We start from the raw sequence: 17957 nt of genomic DNA, 5'->3' as shown, positions 1-17957 counted from the left end.
GGGGGTGTATATGGTTATCTATTGGTTGATTTGGTTTTATTTGTGCTTATGCAATATGCTTTCCTCTTATAAAAATAATGTAGGAAAGGTTTTTTTAATTATTACTTTTTTATTTTTATTTATTTTTATTGGGTTTCGTTATAAGGTTGGGGTTGATTGGTATAGTTATCTATTGTTTTATGAATTGACAAAATATACCGATTTAAAATCAATTATTCTTGGTGTAGATCCAGCTTATAATATCTTAAATTACATAGGCAATATTTTAGGTTATCAGGATACATTTTTTGTAAATGCAATCTGTGGATTTTTGGCACTGTTTTTTTTAATGAAAACGACTTTGAAATTAGAAAAATATTGGTTAGCTTTATTGATTTATTTCCCTTATCATCTTTTAGTCGTATCTATGAACTATAATCGCCAGGCTGTGGCTATTAGTATTAGCTTATGGGCATTTTGTAAGTTGTTAGAAAGACGATTTATTCAATTTTCTTTTTTAATTATATTCGCAGCATTGTTTCATAAAACTGCAATTAGTTTGTTATTATTTTTGCCTATCCTTTTATATACCAAGTTTCAGCAGTTTAAAATTTTAAATATTTTTTATATTGTGGTATCATTAATTTTACTTTCAATTATAATTTATTATTCTAGTTTTCAAGACACTAATGTATATCTTCAAGGTAATGAAGATATGAATTCTAAGGGTTTTTTTATTCGCTGGACGTATCATTTAATTCCTCTATTTTTATTTTATAAATATAATTATTTTTTTAAAAAACAAAGTTATTATCCTGTAATTCACTATTTTTGTATATTGGTCTTATTTATGCTGCCATTAGGTATTGGTTTTTCTACTTTGGCAGATCGCTTCAACCTCTATTTGATATTTTTTGATCTATTTGTAATCTGTACTATTTTTAGTTACTTATCAAAGGTAAATAAAATATTTTTGCTTATGGTGTTGATTTTATTTTATACGATGCAAATGTATTTATGGTTTTTCCATGGCTATTGGGCAATAAAAGCGTGGATTCCTTATCAAAATTATATATATAACTACTTGTTTAATAGTGTATTTTAATGAAAATTTTATATGTGATTACAGGGCTTGGTGGAGGTGGTGCCGAAAAAGTAGTTGCAGCTTTGGCTGATCAAATGCAATTACGTGGTCATCAAGTTAAAATAGCTTATCTAAAAGGAAGAGATATAGTTGTAAAACCTGAGTGTAAATCTGTTGAATTGATTTACTTAGGTTTTGAAAATTTAAGTAATTTTATTTTTGCATCAAAAAAATATCGTACATTAATTTTGTCTTTTAAACCGGATATAGTACATGCACATATGGTACATGCGAATATTTTTGTACGTTTAAACCGTATAGTTTGTAATGTACCTAAAATTATCTGTACAGCACATAATGCCAATGAAGGTGGTAAGCTCCGTATGGCAGCGTACCGGTTTACAGATAGTTTATCTGATATTAATACCAATGTTAGTGTTGAAGCCGTTGAAGCATTTATTCAAAAAAAAGCATTCAAAGATACTGCAATTGCAGTTTATAATGGTATAGATTTAGATAAATTTAAATATACTGAACTACCCCAATCAAAATTAAATCCTTATGATGAAAGGAAATTGATAAAAAAAATATTGGCAGTTGGTCGTTTAAATATTCAAAAAGACTATCCCAATTTGCTACAAGCATTAAAGTTGATAAAAGAATTAAAAAAATCTGATTTTAAACTTTGTATTGTTGGCGAGGGAGAAGAGAGAAAAAATATAATTAGTTTAATCCATCAATTTAACCTTGAAGCTCATGTAGAGCTATTAGGGCGGCGTGATGATATTCCAGTGTTAATCTCTACCGCAGATATATTTGTATTGTCATCGGCTTTTGAAGGCTTTGGTCTTGTGGTTGCAGAAGCTATGGCTTGTGAGACTTTTGTTGTAGCGACAGATTGTGGAGGGGTAAAAGAAGTTATGGGAAAGATGGGGATACTTGTACCACCTAAAGATAGCATGGCTTTAGCACAAGCCTTAATCACAGCAATGGAAATGTCCAATGCAGATATTAAAACAAATAATCAAAAAGGCTTGCAGTATGTTAAAAATAACTTTGACCTACAAGTAATAATAGAAAAATGGCTAAATCTGTATGAAAAATAAAAAAATTATTATTATTGGAACCACGGCATCTAATCTTTATGGCTTTCGCAAAGATTTTATTTTGTCATGTTTAGAACAAAATTATCATGTTTATGCTTTTGTATCAGAATATACAAATGAATGGTTAGCTAAAATACAAAGCTTAGGTGCTACCCCCATTACTTATCAACTTAGCCGTGGTGGGCTTAATCCATTGGCTGATCTGCAATCAACTTACCAACTTATGCATAAAATAAAAGAAATACAGCCTGATATAGTATTTTCATATTCAACTAAACCAGTGATTTATGCCACTTTGGCTGCTTACAAGGCAAGAGTTCCTTATATTTTTGGCATGATTGAGGGTTTAGGTTCACCTTTTACGATTCATAAACACGGTCAAAGTTTTAAAACTAAATTTATACGCTTCATACAAGTATCTTTATATCGTCTTGCATTCCCATATTTAGATAAAATTATTTTCTTAAACCATGATGACCCTAAAGATTTAGTAGACAGGTATAATATTTCTCATAAAACAAATGCGATTGAAGTTTTAGGACCGATAGGTCTTAATTTGCAAGATTATGTTTATACAAAATGGGATGATCAAAAAAATCTATCTTTTATTTTTGTAGCTAGATTAATCGCTGAAAAGGGAATCTTCGAATATTTAGAGGCTGCAAAAATAGTTAAAAAACAATATCCCGAAGTATTATTTAAGATTATTGGCGGTTTAGATACTGAAAATCCAACGGGGTTAAAACAAGCAGAATTAAATCGATTGATAGAAACCGGTATTATCGCATACGATGGATTTGTCACAGATGTTGATGAGCGAATACGTAATAGTGCAGTATTTGTATTGCCATCCTATTATCGTGAAGGTGTCCCACGCAGTACGCAAGAAGCGATGGCGATAGGACGTCCAGTGATTACAACTGATGTTCCCGGTTGTCATGAAACTGTGGTAGAGGGAGTGACTGGTTTTCTTATTCCAAAATGGGATGTGACCGCGCTAGTGAAAAAAATGATTCACTTTATAGAGCACCCTGAGCAAGTTAATACAATGGGATACCAAGGATTTTTATATGCTAAAAAAAATTTCAATGCTGATCTTATAAACCATAGACTATTACAAATTATAGGGATTAATCATTCATGAAAGTTTATTTAATAATGATTTTTTTGTATCTTATATAAAGAAGAAGTGAAAAAATTGATTGGCATTTAGCCGACAAAAAATAATTAGATTAGAATTTATAATGATATAATAAGTTATAGTGAGAAAAGCTATGAGTTTTCAAATAAAAAAATATGAAGATGCTGATAAAATTGCGTGGAATGAATTTTTATTAAATTGTAAAAATTATCACTTTATGTTTAATCGAGATTTTATGGAATACCATTCCAATCGGTTTGAGGACTTTTCTTTAATATTTAAAAATGATAAAGAAGAAATTATTGCATTGTTGCCTGGAAATATAAAAGATAATATATTTTATAGTCATCAAGGCTTAACTTTTGGTGGTTTTTTAATTAATAGAGAGACTCATGTTGTTGATATGCTGGATATTTTTTCTAAATTAAGGGTTTTTTTAAAAGATCAAAATATTGAAAAAATTATATATAAATGTATTCCAGTAATTTACCATAATTATCCAGCACAAGAGGATTTATATGCTTTATTCGTGAATGAAGCGAGTCTTTATCGTAGAGATGTGAGTGCTGCTATTTATTTGGAAGAAGAATATTCATATTCAAAAAGTAAAAAATGGTCAATTAACAAGGCGAAAAAAAATGGTCTAATTTTAGAGGAGATCAACCAGCCTAGCCTTGCTTGGGAGGTAATTCGTGAGGTATTGAAATATCATCATAATCAACAACCTGTACATAATGAAATTGAGATTGATTTATTAAAAAATAGATTTCCCAATAATATTAGGGCTTATACGTGTTGTTTAGAGGGGAATATTGTTGCAGCAGCTGTTACTTTTGAAACAGATAGAGTGGTTCATACTCAGTATTTAGCATGTAATAGTAATGGGAGAGAAGAGAGAGCATTGGATTATCTTATAGATTTTTTAATAAACAAAAGTATGAAGTCCGCTAAAATATTTGACTTTGGTATTTCAAATGAAAATAATGGGAAATTTTTAAATGCTGGGTTGATTAGTCAAAAAGAAAGTTTTGGTGCTCGAGCAATTGTACATGATTTTTATAGTATAGATGTATAGCGGCTTTGTTGTACAAAGGTGTCCATGATAGCTTACCTGGCAATATAATTACTAAATGAGTAAGCCTATACCTAAAACTTATCGGACAACCAATTGGTCTAACTATAATAAATTATTGATTAATATAGTAAATATCACGATCTGGTTTGATGCCAATACCCAATGGTATGCACAATCGAATAGAAAACCAGGTCGGAATCAAACCTATTCCGATGCTACCATCCAATGCTGTTTAATGATTAGATCACTATTTCGACTCTCTTTGCGCATGGTTACGGGTTTTGTACAAAGTCTCATTAAACTCTATGGACTTGATGGATCGCCCCGAATATCAGTGATATTCGTATTCGACCCTTTGTAGAAGGCAACAGCATATTGATATCGCGATTCGCTATCAAAAAAGTAGCGGCGGATTACATCTACTTATCGATATGAGAAGCATTGCTTCGTAAAGATTGAAATTCTTAGGTGAAGGCGAATGGAAGCGCAAGAAACACCCACTAGAATACCGTCGACAATGGCGGAAACTAGATATTAGAATAGACACTGAAACTCTGCAAATATGTGCTGTTCAGCTGACTACGAATAATATCAGTGACTCTCAGGTACTTTGTGATTTACTCGATCAAATACCTGAAGATGAACATATTGTTCAGTCTATACAGATGAGGCCTATGATACAAAACAATGCTGTCAAGTGATTGCAGATCGGCAAGCACATGCAGTCATTCCTCCCAGAAAGAATGCAAAACCCTGAAAAGATTCGAGCAAAGGTTCAATAGAAAGAAATGAGTTATTGAAGACTGTAAACCTTGCGAAGCAGTGCTTCTCAGGTCAAAAAAATTGGAAAAGGTGGTCTGGCTATCATCGCCGAAGTTTGGTGGAAACCAAGATGCATTGCATTAAATTATTAGGAGATAAACTCAGCGCGAGGAAGTTTCAAAGCCAGGTCAATGAAATTCATGCATGTGTGGCCATACTGAATAAATTTACGGAATTAGGCCGACCTCATACCCGAGTGGTCTCTTAAATTTAAGCCGCTTTGGAGGAGCTTTAACTTCTGATCTTTGTGCAACAAAGCGTTAGCTATGTTGATCTTATCTCATTATGGATAAATTTAGTGCATCTATTCATAATATTGGGTATTACTTTACATTTTGTCACATTTTTTTAAACATGATATTTGTCATATTTTGTAAGGTGCTGATTTAAAAAAAAACACTACTTTTCACTATTATTAATAAAAATGTAATATAGCTTATTTAAGGGGTAAATTTTGTGAATCAGCTTATTTTATTGATAAATTTATAAATATTTTATGTTTGTATTAAATGAATTATCATTAATATTTTTTGAATAAAAGCATTGATAAAAAAATATTAATGTCTTATAAAATCATAAATTAATACTTTTTACAAAAGATACCTCCCTAGTTAAAATAAAAAACAATTGATATGATTGAAAAAAAATAATAGACATATTGAGGTGTTTATTAATGAATTTACAAAAAGAAAAAAATAGAATAAAAAGCTCTGAAGAAAGTGCTGTTGTTGTGTATAAGCCTTTATTTATTGAGAAAAACTATATTTCCTTAAAAAAATATTCTACTAACATTTATGGATATAAAACCCAAACAATACAATTTTCTCAAAAAAAAGATCAAATAATTGAACTAGAGAAAACAATCTCTGGGCATCATCTTGGTGAAAAGGATTTGATCTTGAAAAATTCTTTTATACATCCGGAAAATTTTTATTTTATTGCTGATCATTTTAGAAATAGAGAAAGGGTGTTCAAACGGTTAGTTGATATAATTATTGCATTTATAGCTTTATTAATATTGTCTCCGATTTTTATTATTGTGGCTTATAAAGTACGGAAAAATCTTGGTTCCCCGGTCTTTTTTTACCAAGAGCGTCCAGGAAAAAATGGCAAGCTCTTTAAGATGATTAAATTTCGTTCTATGAAGGACATGTGTGCTCAAGATGGTAGTCCCTTACCAGATGATCAGCGTATTACTCCTTTTGGACAAAAATTGCGTGCGACCAGTTTGGATGAAATGCCGCAACTACTTAACGTGTTAAAAGGTGATATGAGTGTTGTCGGACCGCGTCCTATGCTAAAAGAATTTGTAGAATTGTATTCTCCTGAACAAGCACGTCGTTTAGAAGTGCGTCCGGGCATGACAGGTTTAGCGCAAGTCAGTGGACGTAATGAACTGGACTATGAAGAACGTTTTAAATGTGATGTCTGGTATGTCAATAATCATAATGTATGGGTCGACTTTAAGATTATGTTTAAGACAGTTAGTGTCATGGCAAAATGTGAAGGCGTTAATGCACCTGGTCATGTTGGGCCTTCATTATTTAAAGGTAATACAAAAAAAACAGATGAGGTAAAAATTAATTAAAATAATTATTAGGATTAAATTTTTTTATGTATTTAGTATCCTAAGTTGGGTTTGAAGTTTAAAATTGATTTGTACATTTAAATTATAAAAAATTTGGTCAAAGTTAAGTGGGTGTATTTACGTGATATGACCTACAGAGGTAATCCACGAAATAGTTTTACCCAAGCCAGACAGATAGTGATTGTTGTTGCAGATTATTTTTTTGCCCAAACCCAAGTTTTGAATTACACGGCTATTTTTTCTTTACAGTATCAATATCTGCTAATGTTTTTCTGAATAGACCAAACTCAAAGTTCCGGCACGTTGGCAGTACATCCGTTATACGAGTAATCTAGATCAGTTGGTGGAAAATGCATATTGATATAAAAATGTCCGTTTAGGATGGGAGGGCAACAGTTGGATGGGTGTTGGTTATTTACATTTCGGGGCTGTTTCTGGGTGGGTAAAATTTTATCGCAATATTCTGACCTGTTTGAAGCTATGGCTAATACTTGAATCAGGAGCCTTTTATTGCAGCAGATTTGGAGTATTAATGAACAATAGATGAATCTTTCACCACGGGATACTTCAATATAAGGCATATTAAAAATCTTATTAGTTCAAATCAATGATTAAAGTATTGGTGAAGATAAACAAGACATTTCAAATAATTCAATGCTTTATATGATTCAAGTGGCGTGGATCGTCATGATTACAATAAGTAGATTAATAGTGTACGTGATTATTATGTAGATCTGGCCAATGTACATTTATATGCCTTGAATAACCTATTATAAAATACCGGTTGCTATGCAGGGAATATCAGTACAGGAAATAGCTTTTCTGTCTTTGACAGTGAAAAATATTATTTGAATAATATGGTCGCAATTCCATTTGAATATGTACTATATCGCCCGGGTGATGCTGCTATCTCTTTTGCAGCTAATATTATGGAATTAGGTTGGACCGCACAATATGACCTGGAGGATACTTCATGATAGTTGGAGCTGGCAACAGGAGAATTCTAACGGTTTCAGATCTTGAGAATGGTACAAAAGTTGAGGAAGCTAGATTAGCTTTTTAAGCCTATATAACCCGAATCCTGCTTAAGGAAATGAGATCATTCATCTTGAGACTTACATTTTAAGCATAAAAAAGTCTATGCTTTGATCTGATAACACTAAAAATTAATCATAAAATTACATTTATCTTATGATTTAAAAAAAATCTTTATCCGCGATTCGGATTATAAATTATTTTAATAATTTCAATTAATATTTTTTGGAAAAGGGTATGCATAATTTAACAGATAATATTATTAAAAATGCAATAAAAGTAAAGATAGGGAAATTCGATCATCCCTTTTTAGTAGAACTATTATTTTATTCTTATTTGATATATCGATATCTTGGATTTTTAGCACATTTTGTAAAAGATCTCTTTTCTGCAAAAGAAATAGCGAGTGTTAAGGAGAGTAAAGAGGTCATGGTGAGACAACTTAAATATGGTTTTGAAAGCGAGGTTCAAGTTGATTTGTCTATTATCGTTCCCGCATATAATGTAGAAAAGTATATTAAACCATGTATTTATTCAATCCTAGAACAAGATATAAAATGTAATTATGAGATATTGATAATTAACGATTGTTCTACCGATTCAACAAAAGATTTTTTAGATGAATTCTTGCCTCATAGAAATATAAGAATATTTAATTTGAAAAAAAACCAAGGTCTTTCTGCAGCCAGAAATTTAGGTATTTTAAATTCTGTTGGAAAGTATCTAATGTTTTTAGATTCAGATGACTTTTTATATGGTGATTGCATACAAAAATCTATAGATCAGGCCATGAATTATAATTTGGATATAATCGAGTTTTCTTATGCCCGATTTCAATCTGAAAAAACTATAGATTATAATTTGATTGAATCGATTACTAACCCAGTAATGACTAATATTTATAGTGAAATGTTAGATTTTTCAGCAGGGTATGCATGGGCTAAACTTTATAAAAGAGAATTATTTGAAAATATTCGATTTCCAGAAGGGGTACTATTTGAAGATGGAATTATACATAAAATAGTATTTAGACTTTGTAATCAATATATGCATTTAGGATGTATTGGTTATTTATATAGAGATGCTCCAGATTCCATAACCAAATCAATAAAAAATAAAAACTTAGCATGGGATCATTTGTACATGATTCAATACTGTGTAGATGAAACCAAAAGATTAAATTTATCTATAGATAACCTGTTTTTTAGACAACTTATTAGGGAGTCTGGTTTAATGATGAAAAATAGGAGTTTTTATTTAAATTCTCCTGATCTATTATTTATTTTTTCTAGAGTAGCTGATTTACTTAATGAGTGTAATAAAGGTTTTGATTTGACAATTCGTGAGAAATTAATCTTGATTTGTATTAAGAATAGGTATATCAATGCTTGGAAAAGGATTGCATTTTAATTAATAGATTTCTTTTATAAATCAATTTTTACTCAGTTCCAAGTTATAAATTCCAGCAATTAAATTGAATCTCAATCCTAGTCTTTTACCTCTATTTCGGTAACGTTCAGCAAGGATCTTAAAGGTTTTCAAGCTACCAAATACATGCTCTATCCCGATTCTTCTCTTGTTAATTTCCTGATTATAGATTTTTAGTTCAGGCGCTAATTTACAGTATTTTTTGGTTTTTACTGGTAATAGGCTATTAGAATATACCTTATAAATTCCCTGATAGCCTTTATCTGCAAGCATAAAAGCTCCTGGAGGAATTTGATTTAAATTACGTTTGAATAGTTCGAAATCATGCACTGCACCACGCTCAGCACATAAACTCAGAATTCTTTGAGTTTTATAATGAATGATGGCTTGTACCTTGAAGGTATGTGTCTTTTTCTTGCCACTATAGCTTTTCTTCTGTTTTTTTAGGTCTTTGTATTGGGATTTCTGTGGCATCCACAATCACTACATTCCAGTCTATCCCTTCACCTTCAGGTAAATTCTTCGGTAAATTAAACAGATTTGACTGGATCAGGCAGTCTTCCACATAGCGTACAATTCTTGAAGCTGTTGGCTCTGAAACTCCGTAACTCGTAGCAACATGAAATAAGGTTCGGTATTCACGCCAATAGCTTATGCATAAGAGAATCTGATCCTCCATGCTCAATTTGGGTGGTCTGCCTTTGGAAGGAATTTGCTTCTTTAATTGCTCAACCATTAAATCAAAAGTTGACCACGAGATGCCTGTATAGCGCTTAAACTGTGTTTCAAAAAGCTTCTTTGAATCGATGTATTTCATCCGCAGATTATGCGCGAATACTCAGAAAATTAGAGACTAAATATTAGGAGACGGATGACTGCTTTTGACTTATGAAAGAGATCTAATATAGTTGTTTAAATAAATTTCACTCTATTTTTTTAATTTTATGTGCTTTGTTGTACAAACTATGACTAAAGGATTATTCATCTCTATAATTCTAAATGAATAAACCTATACCTAAAATCTACCGTACTTTTAACTGGAATATAATCCTACTTTGTTTAAGCGAAGAAATTTGAGTATTTAGTTTGATCCTCATACTCAATGGTATGCACAATCAAAAGGTAAGCGAGATTGAAATCAAACTTACACAGATGCAACCATTCAATGCTGCTTGATGATCAAATCAGGCGCCATTGCATCTCAATGGTATGAGCCCCCGAAGCATTTGAGGCAGCTTCAAAATGAGGCATTTTCATGTCTAATATACTGGGAGCCGTATAGTTGTCCAAGACTTAACATTCTAAATGTTTGTGCAATAAAGCCAGTACCCACATGCTTTAATTTTCTTGATTACTTTCCAGTGTCTTATTTATGATTTTTGAATTTACCGAATCTAATCCGAAAATTTTATTAAAAAAACTATTTCCTCTAAAAACATAGAATATAAAAGAAGGTATTAAAAGAGCAATCATTGAAAGTAAGGTAAAGTAATTAAATAAGTTTAAATTATAATTATCTAAAATTTTTCCAAAAATTATAATGAGTGGGTGGTGAAGTATATAAACACATAATGAAGATTTAACAATAAATATTGTCTGTTTGTTTGTGTGATTTATTTTTGAAAAAATGTAAATCAAAATAAAACTGATACATAATGAATTAATTAAGTGTAAGGTGGGTGTGATTATATCGTAAAGAGTAAATTTTTCCAAAAATAGAATAATATCTTTGGGTGTTGTTGCTGAAAATAGAAATCCATTTTTCTCCCAAATGATTTTAGTTAATGTTATCAATATAGTACTAGTGATCACTGCAATCGTTAAAATTTTTATAAAGTTATTACGGGTTTTTTCGATTAATTCATCATAATTGAAATATGAATATATTCCAATTATGTAATAAATTAGATATTTAAGAATATTGGATATAGAGTCTTGGAATAGGTTGATAATTTCAATTTTTGAAAATAAATAGTAAGTTGGTAGTGCTAGATAATAAAAAAATAAAGATAATATGATGTGCTTTTTATAATTTTTTTTATTTAAATAAAGGTATTGAATTGCTATAAAAGCTATTAGTGTTTGAAGAAACCAAAAATGAGATATCATGGCATCATAATTGAATGTACCATTATAAATTATAAAATAATATTGTGGTATACCTATGAGTAAAAAAAGAAGTATGGAAGGAATTAATATACGATTTTTTCTGTTTTCAAGATAATATACTTTCCCTTTTTTTTCTATAAGTAATGTGGAGAAAAATCCACTTAATAGAAAGAATGTTTCCATTCTGAACAGATGGAAAAATTCAAAAAAAAGTCCTATTGTATATGAATTGTAATGAGGGCTTGCATATACCCATGATACTGGGGCGACAACTAAGGATGCATGATAGAAAACACCTATTATAATCAAAATAGCTCTTAATAAATCAATACCAACTAATCGGGTTATATTATTATTCATGATTTTAGAATTTATTTTTATAAGATGTAAAATATACTATAAATTAGGACTGTGTTGTTCTATTTTACATAAATATTTTAAAGTTAAATTATCCCAATATCCTCCAAATCTAGGACATATTGTTTCGCAAAGGGATAGTCTACCTAACTATTTATTCAGTATCTGTGCAGCAGTGCTGCGCAAGTTGCATGAATTTCATTTACTTAGCGCTAAAAATTACTTGTTGTTAATTTTTCCCCCAGTAATTTGATGCAGTGTATCTTTGCTTCATCCAAGTTATGCCGATGATAACCCGCCCACTTTTTTATCTCTTTCTGCCTAAATGCTTAACTGTTGTAAGAAGATCATTCCGTTTCTGTGTAAATATTTTTTCATGACTTAGGGCGTGTTCTCATTTCAAAAATTGAAGATGCAAGTATAAAAATACCCGTATAAAATCTGCTTTCTATTTGTTTTATTGATGTTTTTAACATAATACATCGAGTTTTAACCGATGATATTTGGCTGCAAATCCAAGAAACCATGCAGTTTTATGGTTGTTATCGCTCTAAAAATATCATGGAAGCCATACTGTGGAAACTTCGTACTGGTGCTGCTTGGCGTAACATCCCTGAAGACTTGTGTCCTTGGCAACCTGCTTACAACCGGTTTAATCGTTGGGCGATTAAAGGATTATGGGATAAGTTTTTTTAAATTACGAGGCATACTGGATACATAATGAGTATTCATTGATAGAAGCTACGTCCGCGCTCATCAGCATGTAAGTGGAGCTAGGCACGGTGAAAATAGAGCAATTGGCACCTCACGAGGTGGCGCAACTACAAAAATACACTTGGCCGTCGACGCAAACGGATATCCGTTTGATTTTGACATCACTGGGGGTGAAGTCCATGACAGTCAAATTGCACCGAAATTAATAGAATTGGTTGGAAAAGCTGATGATCTGGTGGTGGATAAAGGTTATGACTCCGAAAAAATCAGAGAATGTGCGAGAATCTTTGATATGATCCCAGTGATACCAAGAAAATCTAACAGATCTAAAGGCAATCCAGAATTTGGTGGTTATTTATATCGATTACGACATTTGGTTGAAAATGCATTTGCACGTTTAAAACACTTTCGGGCAATAGCTACAAGATATGATAAATTGGCTAGAAATTATAAAGCTATGTTGCGGCTAGCATGCATATTGATTTGGTGTAAGGCGAAATGAGAACACGCCCTAGATTAACAAATTATGTTTCTAACAATATTGTCATTCTAAGAATAGAATAATGATATTGTTGAAATGGAATCTTAATAACCTTTTAAAACTTCAAAGTGTATTTTAAATGATCAAAAAAGCCATTCTCCCTGTCGCAGGTCTAGGTACCCGCTTTCTGCCTGCAAGTAAATCTATTCCCAAAGAAATGGTTACGGTTGTTGACCGTCCAGCCATTGAATATGTGGTGAAGGAAGCTGTTGCAGCCGGTATAGAACAAATCATTTTGGTGACGCATTCATCTAAGGCCTCGATTGAAAATTATTTCGACCGTAATTTTGAGCTGGAAACAACCTTAGAAAATAAAAAGAAATTCGATCTGCTGAAAGAAATTACTGAAATTTTACCACCCCATGTCAGCGTGATCAGCGTACGTCAGCCACAACCACTAGGTTTAGGTCATGCAGTACTCTGTGCTAAAGCCGTGATTGGGGAAGATGATTTTGCTGTTTTACTTCCAGATGTGTTGGTAAAAGATTCTGATACCACAAATGACTTAAGCTTAATGATTCAACGTTTTGATGAAGCTCAAGCCTCACAAATTATGGTTGAAGCTGTGCCTGAGCATCTGGTGGATCAATATGGAATTGTTGATGTTAAGCATTCACCGAATGAAGGTGAAAGTATCGTGATGCAGGGCATTGTAGAAAAGCCTGCAGTAGGAACAGCACCATCCAATCTATCTGTTGTTGGTCGCTATGTTTTACCTGCAAAAATTATGCAATTATTAGAGCAGACACCAAAAGGTGCGGGTAATGAAATTCAATTAACGGATGCGATTGCGATGCTGCAACAAACTGATACTGTGGAAGCCTATCGTATGAAAGGTCAAACCTTCGATTGTGGTAGCAAATTAGGTTATTTAAAAGCAGTATTACATTATGGTATCGATCATCCAAAATTGGGTGAAGATTTTAAAGCCTTAATTAAAGAATTAAAACTATAAAATTATAAAGCTATAAAATTAGGAGCTTCTATGAACGTTGCGGTATTTGGACAGACCCTTTATGCAGGTGTAATGGCAGCTTTATTGGCAGAGTGCGGACATCAGGTTTATTGGTGTGATGTATTAAAAAAGTCATCGTCAGAACAAGCCTATGCACAAGATGAAGCGGTTAAGCATTTATTGGATAAACAAGAAAAAAATGGGTTTCTTCAATATTGCAACTTCAATGAAGTTTGTTTAGACATCGATGCTTATTTTTTCAGTTTAAGTCCTGCTGAAGAAGCACAAGGCATCGAAGTTTTAAAAGAGCTCAAACAACGGCCCATTATTCATCCAAAGTTGATGATTAATGCTTCAACTTTGGGGCTACACAGTACTGAAAAATTCCAGCATATTCTTCCTCAAGATGATTGGGTATATTTACCCGATATGATTCAGGAAGGCAATGCGCTACCCAGTATGACGCAAGCCGAGCAGCTGATTGTCGGCTGTACTCGACTTGAAGTTCAAAATAAAGTCAGTGAATTGTTACGTCCTTTATTTCCGCGTCAGCAGCAGTATCTATTTATGCCTGTTTTAGATGCTGAATTTACCAAACTCAGTATTTCTGGAATGTTGGCAACACGCATTAGTTATATTAACGACTTGGCCGTGGTTGCGGAAAAACTAGGCATTGATATTGAGCATGTACGTCAGGGGATGGGCACGGATAGTCGGATCGGGTTATCCTATTTAAATCCAGGTGCAGGCTTTGGTGGAGAAAATTTCTCACATGATATTATGACTTTGGCGAATACAGTTTCTGGTACTGGGGTTAAAAGCCAATTACTGGCTCAAGTTTGGGAAATTAACGAACAACAAAAAGAGCTATTATTTAGGAAATTATGGAACTATTTTCATGGTGACTTGAAGGGGAAAACCGTCGCCATTTGGGGGGCTTCATTTAAGGAAAATACCTCTCGTATTCAACAATCTCCTATTCATGTCATGCTGAATGCCTTATGGGCACAAGGGGTTAAGGTTAAGCTCCACGATCCTCAAGCACTTGCTGAAATTGAAAAAATATATGGTCATCGTGAAGATCTGATTTATTGTACAGATCAATATGATGCTGTAAAAGGTGCTCATGCATTATGTTTACTCACCGCTTGGAAGCAATACTGGAGTCCAGATTACAAGAAACTGCTCCAAACCATGCAGCATCCCTTAATTTTAGATGGTCGTAATATTTATGATCCTGATTATGTTAGAGCACAAGGCTTTGCTTATATGGGAGTGGGGCGCTAATGGTACAGAATATTCAGCCTTTTATAGTCAATGATGATGAATCTATTTTAGTTAAACTGAATGCTTTAAAAAAACAATTTGAGCATGTGCATTTAAATGACCTGTTCGCACAAGATGATCAGCGTTTTGAAAAATTCTCGGTGATATTGGAACAGATTGTTTTAGATTTTAGTAAGCATCGTATTGATCAAAATGTATTAAATACTTTAATTCAGTTTGCTGAAACACAAAATTTAAAAAACTGGATTAAAAGGCTTTTTTCTAAAGAGCAGATCAATTACACAGAGCAGCGTGCTGCCATGCATTGGGCTTTGCGTCTTCCTAAAAATGATCCATTACATTCACAACTTTCAAATCAAGTACATGAGCAATTAAAACGAATGTTTAGCTTGGTTGAAAAAATTCACGCGGGCCAAGGTCGCGGTGCAACCGGTGAAGTGATTCAGGATGTGGTCAATATCGGGGTCGGTGGATCAGACCTTGGACCACTGATGGTGACCCGGGCTTTATCTGATTTTAAGCAAGCAACTGCAAAATCACTGAACGTACATTTTGTTTCGACCATAGATGGTAGTCAGCTCTCGGACTTATTACATAAACTGCGTCCTGAAACCACCCTGTTTATTATTTCATCGAAATCTTTTGGGACGATTGATACCTTATCCAATGCGCAGACAGCACGTTTGTGGTTAGAAAAAGTCTTGGGTCAACATACTCAGGTACTCAAGCACCATTTTGTAGGTGTATCGACCAAACCTGAAAAAATGACTGAATGGGGGATTACCGAGGAAAATCAATTTCTACTTTGGGATTGGGTGGGTGGGCGTTATTCTCTCTGGTCATGTATTGGCTTGCCTATTGCTTTAACGATCGGTGTGGAAGGCTTCAAGCAATTGCTTGCCGGTGCATCTGCCATTGATCAACATTTCCAAACTGCACCTCTAAATCAAAATATTCCGGTACTGATGGGGTTACTTGGGGTTTGGAACAATAATTTTCTTGATATTCAGACCCATGCGGTACTGCCGTACGATGGTCGCCTGAAATACTTTGCATCCTACTTGCAGCAGCTAGAAATGGAATCGAATGGTAAGTCGATTCAACGTAACGGTGAAAAAGTACAATTCGATACATGCCCGATTGTTTGGGGCGAAGTTGGACCGAATGCCCAGCATGCCTTCTATCAACTGTTACATCAAGGTACACAGGCAGTGTGTTGTGACTTTATTGCACCAGTGCAACGTTACAATTCTAATCAGTTTACCTATATAGATAATGCAGATGCATTAGTCGAACAGCATCATTTAGCCTTATCCAATTGTTTAGCCCAGTCGCGTTTATTGGCATTCGGTAATCAAGCACTTGATCAAAATGAATTAGAAAATTTAGCGCCTTATAAACAGTATTCGGGTAATCAGCCGAGCAGTACGATCTTATTACAAGAATTGAATCCCTATAGTTTAGGCATGCTGATTGCCATGTATGAACATAAGGTGTTCGTACAGTCTGTACTTTGGAATATCAATCCATTCGATCAATGGGGCGTGGAAAAAGGCAAAGAAATTGCCAATCAGCTGTTACCGATTTTAAATGGGGATATACAAGACATTTCGAGTTTAGATGCCTCTACTCAAGGTTTAATCCAAATATTATTGGGAAAAAAGCATGGCTAAAATTTTAGTGACAGGTGGGGCAGGCTACATCGGCTCACATACTTGTGTGGAACTGTTAAATTCAGGACATGAGGTTGTGGTTCTGGATAATCTTTGCAATAGTTCAGAAGAATCCTTAAATCGCGTGCAGGCACTTACCGGAAAAACCTTAGCTTTTGTGGAAGGAGATATTCGTGATGCACAAGTTCTGGATCAGGTTTTTCAGCAACACTCCATTGATGCCGTGATTCATTTTGCCGGTTTAAAAGCTGTAGGTGAAAGTCAGCAAATTCCATTGACCTATTTTGATAATAACATTGCAGGTTCAATTAGCCTGATCAAAGCTATGGAACGGGCAGGTGTATTTAATTTGGTTTTTAGCTCATCGGCCACAGTGTATGATGAAGCAAATACATCTCCATTGAATGAAGAGATGCCAACAGGTATGCCAAGTAATAATTATGGCTATACCAAACTGATTGTTGAACAGCTGTTACAAAAATTATCAGTTGCAGATGAACGTTGGTCTATTGCACTACTTCGTTATTTTAATCCGGTCGGTGCGCATAAAAGTGGGCGTATTGGTGAAGATCCCCAAGGGATTCCCAATAATTTGATGCCTTTTGTCACTCAAGTTGCAGTTGGTCGTCGTGAAAAACTGTCTATTTTCGGTAATGATTACGATACCGTTGATGGCACTGGAGTGCGTGACTATATTCATGTGGTCGATTTGGCTAATGCACATTTATGTGCTTTGAATAACCGTTTAAATGCTCAAGGTTGTCGTGCCTGGAATATTGGTACAGGCAATGGTTCATCGGTGCTTCAAGTCAAGAATACTTTTGAAAAAGTGAACGGTGTACCGGTCGCATTTGAATTTTCACCACGACGTGAAGGTGATGTGGCAACCTCTTTTGCAGATAATGCACGTGCAGTGGCTGAGCTTGGCTGGAAACCACAATATGCTTTAGAGGATATGTTGGCGGATAGTTGGAACTGGCAAAAGCAAAATCCGAATGGCTATCGTGATTAAAACATGTGTGTCATTCATAGGATGAAAAAAGGAGCTTGATAAAAGCTCCTT

The 17957-nt window shown here is 33.6% G+C and carries 13 protein-coding genes and 3 pseudogenes; 12 read left to right on the top strand and 4 right to left on the bottom strand.

The window, feature by feature from the left end:
- The first annotated feature begins 10 nt into the window (after positions 1-10).
- The 7 genes and pseudogenes from HLH16_RS06630 (at position 11) to HLH16_RS06600 (ending at position 9240) form a co-directional block, all read left to right on the top strand.
- Positions 11-1084 carry an EpsG family protein gene (locus tag HLH16_RS06630; protein WP_171528739.1) on the top strand — a complete coding sequence of 358 codons (1074 nt, stop codon included), beginning with the start codon at positions 11-13 and terminating at the stop codon, positions 1082-1084.
- Positions 1084-2169: a glycosyltransferase gene (locus tag HLH16_RS06625; RefSeq protein WP_171528738.1), complete on the top strand. Its 1086-nt coding sequence runs from the start codon at positions 1084-1086 to the stop codon at positions 2167-2169. The genes HLH16_RS06630 and HLH16_RS06625 overlap by 1 nt, the downstream gene beginning before the upstream one ends.
- A complete protein-coding gene (locus HLH16_RS06620; protein WP_171528737.1) occupies positions 2159-3313 on the top strand; it encodes a glycosyltransferase family 4 protein in 1155 nt (384 codons plus the stop codon). Before HLH16_RS06625 ends, HLH16_RS06620 begins: the two co-directional genes overlap by 11 nt.
- Positions 3314-3443: 130 nt before the next feature.
- Entirely contained in the window at positions 3444-4385 is a 942-nt protein-coding gene (locus HLH16_RS06615; RefSeq protein ID WP_214646640.1) for a GNAT family N-acetyltransferase, read from the top strand.
- Positions 4386-4440: 55 nt separating this feature from the next.
- Positions 4441-5415: pseudogene (locus HLH16_RS06610) on the top strand (IS5 family transposase).
- Positions 5416-6174: 759 nt separating this feature from the next.
- The gene (locus HLH16_RS06605) at positions 6175-6795 is read left to right on the top strand and encodes a sugar transferase (protein WP_171528793.1); all 621 of its coding nucleotides are present in this window, start codon (positions 6175-6177) and stop codon (positions 6793-6795) included.
- A gap of 1272 nt (positions 6796-8067) precedes the next feature.
- Positions 8068-9240 carry a glycosyltransferase family 2 protein gene (locus tag HLH16_RS06600; RefSeq protein ID WP_171528735.1) on the top strand — a complete coding sequence of 391 codons (1173 nt, stop codon included), beginning with the start codon at positions 8068-8070 and terminating at the stop codon, positions 9238-9240.
- 21 nt (positions 9241-9261) lie between these two features.
- Here the strand turns inward: HLH16_RS06600 and HLH16_RS15630 are convergent, their stop codons facing one another.
- The 4 genes and pseudogenes from HLH16_RS15630 to HLH16_RS15740 all read right to left on the bottom strand — a co-directional run.
- Positions 9262-9732 (bottom strand): transposase family protein, encoded by a 471-nt coding sequence (locus HLH16_RS15630; protein ID WP_214646639.1) that lies wholly within the window; start codon positions 9730-9732, stop codon positions 9262-9264.
- Positions 9680-10075, bottom strand: coding sequence for a transposase family protein (locus HLH16_RS15625; protein ID WP_214646638.1), 396 nt, complete (start codon positions 10073-10075; stop codon positions 9680-9682). Before HLH16_RS15625 ends, HLH16_RS15630 begins: the two co-directional genes overlap by 53 nt.
- 521 nt (positions 10076-10596) lie before the next feature.
- On the bottom strand, positions 10597-11727 hold the full coding sequence (locus HLH16_RS06590; RefSeq protein ID WP_171528734.1) for an acyltransferase family protein: 1131 nt from the start codon (positions 11725-11727) through the stop codon (positions 10597-10599).
- Positions 11728-11939: 212 nt separating this feature from the next.
- Positions 11940-12079, bottom strand: a pseudogene (locus tag HLH16_RS15740) (IS5/IS1182 family transposase); the annotation flags it as partial.
- A gap of 170 nt (positions 12080-12249) precedes the next feature.
- On the opposite strand from HLH16_RS15740, the pseudogene HLH16_RS06585 reads away from it, so the two are divergent.
- The 5 genes and pseudogenes from HLH16_RS06585 (at position 12250) to galE (ending at position 17906) form a co-directional block, all read left to right on the top strand.
- A pseudogene (locus HLH16_RS06585) lies at positions 12250-12940 on the top strand (IS5 family transposase).
- Between the two features lie 118 nt (positions 12941-13058).
- Positions 13059-13934, top strand: coding sequence for a UTP--glucose-1-phosphate uridylyltransferase GalU (gene galU / locus HLH16_RS06580; protein ID WP_171528733.1), 876 nt, complete (start codon positions 13059-13061; stop codon positions 13932-13934).
- Positions 13935-13964: 30 nt separating this feature from the next.
- Positions 13965-15221: a nucleotide sugar dehydrogenase gene (locus tag HLH16_RS06575; protein ID WP_171528732.1), complete on the top strand. Its 1257-nt coding sequence runs from the start codon at positions 13965-13967 to the stop codon at positions 15219-15221.
- The gene (gene pgi, locus HLH16_RS06570; protein ID WP_171528731.1) at positions 15221-16894 is read left to right on the top strand and encodes a glucose-6-phosphate isomerase; all 1674 of its coding nucleotides are present in this window, start codon (positions 15221-15223) and stop codon (positions 16892-16894) included. The genes HLH16_RS06575 and pgi overlap by 1 nt, the downstream gene beginning before the upstream one ends.
- Complete coding sequence (galE, locus tag HLH16_RS06565) at positions 16887-17906, top strand: UDP-glucose 4-epimerase GalE (RefSeq protein ID WP_171528730.1); 1020 nt, start codon at positions 16887-16889, stop codon at positions 17904-17906. Before pgi ends, galE begins: the two co-directional genes overlap by 8 nt.
- Positions 17907-17957 lie beyond the last annotated feature (51 nt).

Origin of the sequence: Acinetobacter sp. ANC 5378 (assembly GCF_013004315.1) — a bacterium.
Classification (GTDB): Bacteria; Pseudomonadota; Gammaproteobacteria; order Pseudomonadales; family Moraxellaceae; genus Acinetobacter.
The sequence above is the reverse complement of the archived record's forward strand: the minus strand, read 5'-3'. Positions and strand labels throughout refer to the sequence as shown.

Excerpts from the sequence above, each read along its gene's own strand:
- HLH16_RS06630 (WP_171528739.1), top strand. The coding sequence starts at position 11 with ATGGTTATCTATTGGTTGATTTGGTTTTATTTGTGCTTATGCAATATG.
- HLH16_RS06625 (WP_171528738.1), top strand. The coding sequence starts at position 1,084 with ATGAAAATTTTATATGTGATTACAGGGCTTGGTGGAGGTGGTGCCGAA.
- HLH16_RS06620 (WP_171528737.1), top strand. The coding sequence starts at position 2,159 with ATGAAAAATAAAAAAATTATTATTATTGGAACCACGGCATCTAATCTT.
- HLH16_RS06615 (WP_214646640.1), top strand. The coding sequence starts at position 3,444 with ATGAGTTTTCAAATAAAAAAATATGAAGATGCTGATAAAATTGCGTGG.
- HLH16_RS06600 (WP_171528735.1), top strand. The coding sequence starts at position 8,068 with ATGCATAATTTAACAGATAATATTATTAAAAATGCAATAAAAGTAAAG.
- HLH16_RS15630 (WP_214646639.1), bottom strand. The coding sequence starts at position 9,732 with ATGCCACAGAAATCCCAATACAAAGACCTAAAAAAACAGAAGAAAAGC.
- HLH16_RS15625 (WP_214646638.1), bottom strand. The coding sequence starts at position 10,075 with ATGAAATACATCGATTCAAAGAAGCTTTTTGAAACACAGTTTAAGCGC.
- HLH16_RS06590 (WP_171528734.1), bottom strand. The coding sequence starts at position 11,727 with ATGAATAATAATATAACCCGATTAGTTGGTATTGATTTATTAAGAGCT.
- galU (WP_171528733.1), top strand. The coding sequence starts at position 13,059 with ATGATCAAAAAAGCCATTCTCCCTGTCGCAGGTCTAGGTACCCGCTTT.
- HLH16_RS06575 (WP_171528732.1), top strand. The coding sequence starts at position 13,965 with ATGAACGTTGCGGTATTTGGACAGACCCTTTATGCAGGTGTAATGGCA.
- pgi (WP_171528731.1), top strand. The coding sequence starts at position 15,221 with ATGGTACAGAATATTCAGCCTTTTATAGTCAATGATGATGAATCTATT.
- galE (WP_171528730.1), top strand. The coding sequence starts at position 16,887 with ATGGCTAAAATTTTAGTGACAGGTGGGGCAGGCTACATCGGCTCACAT.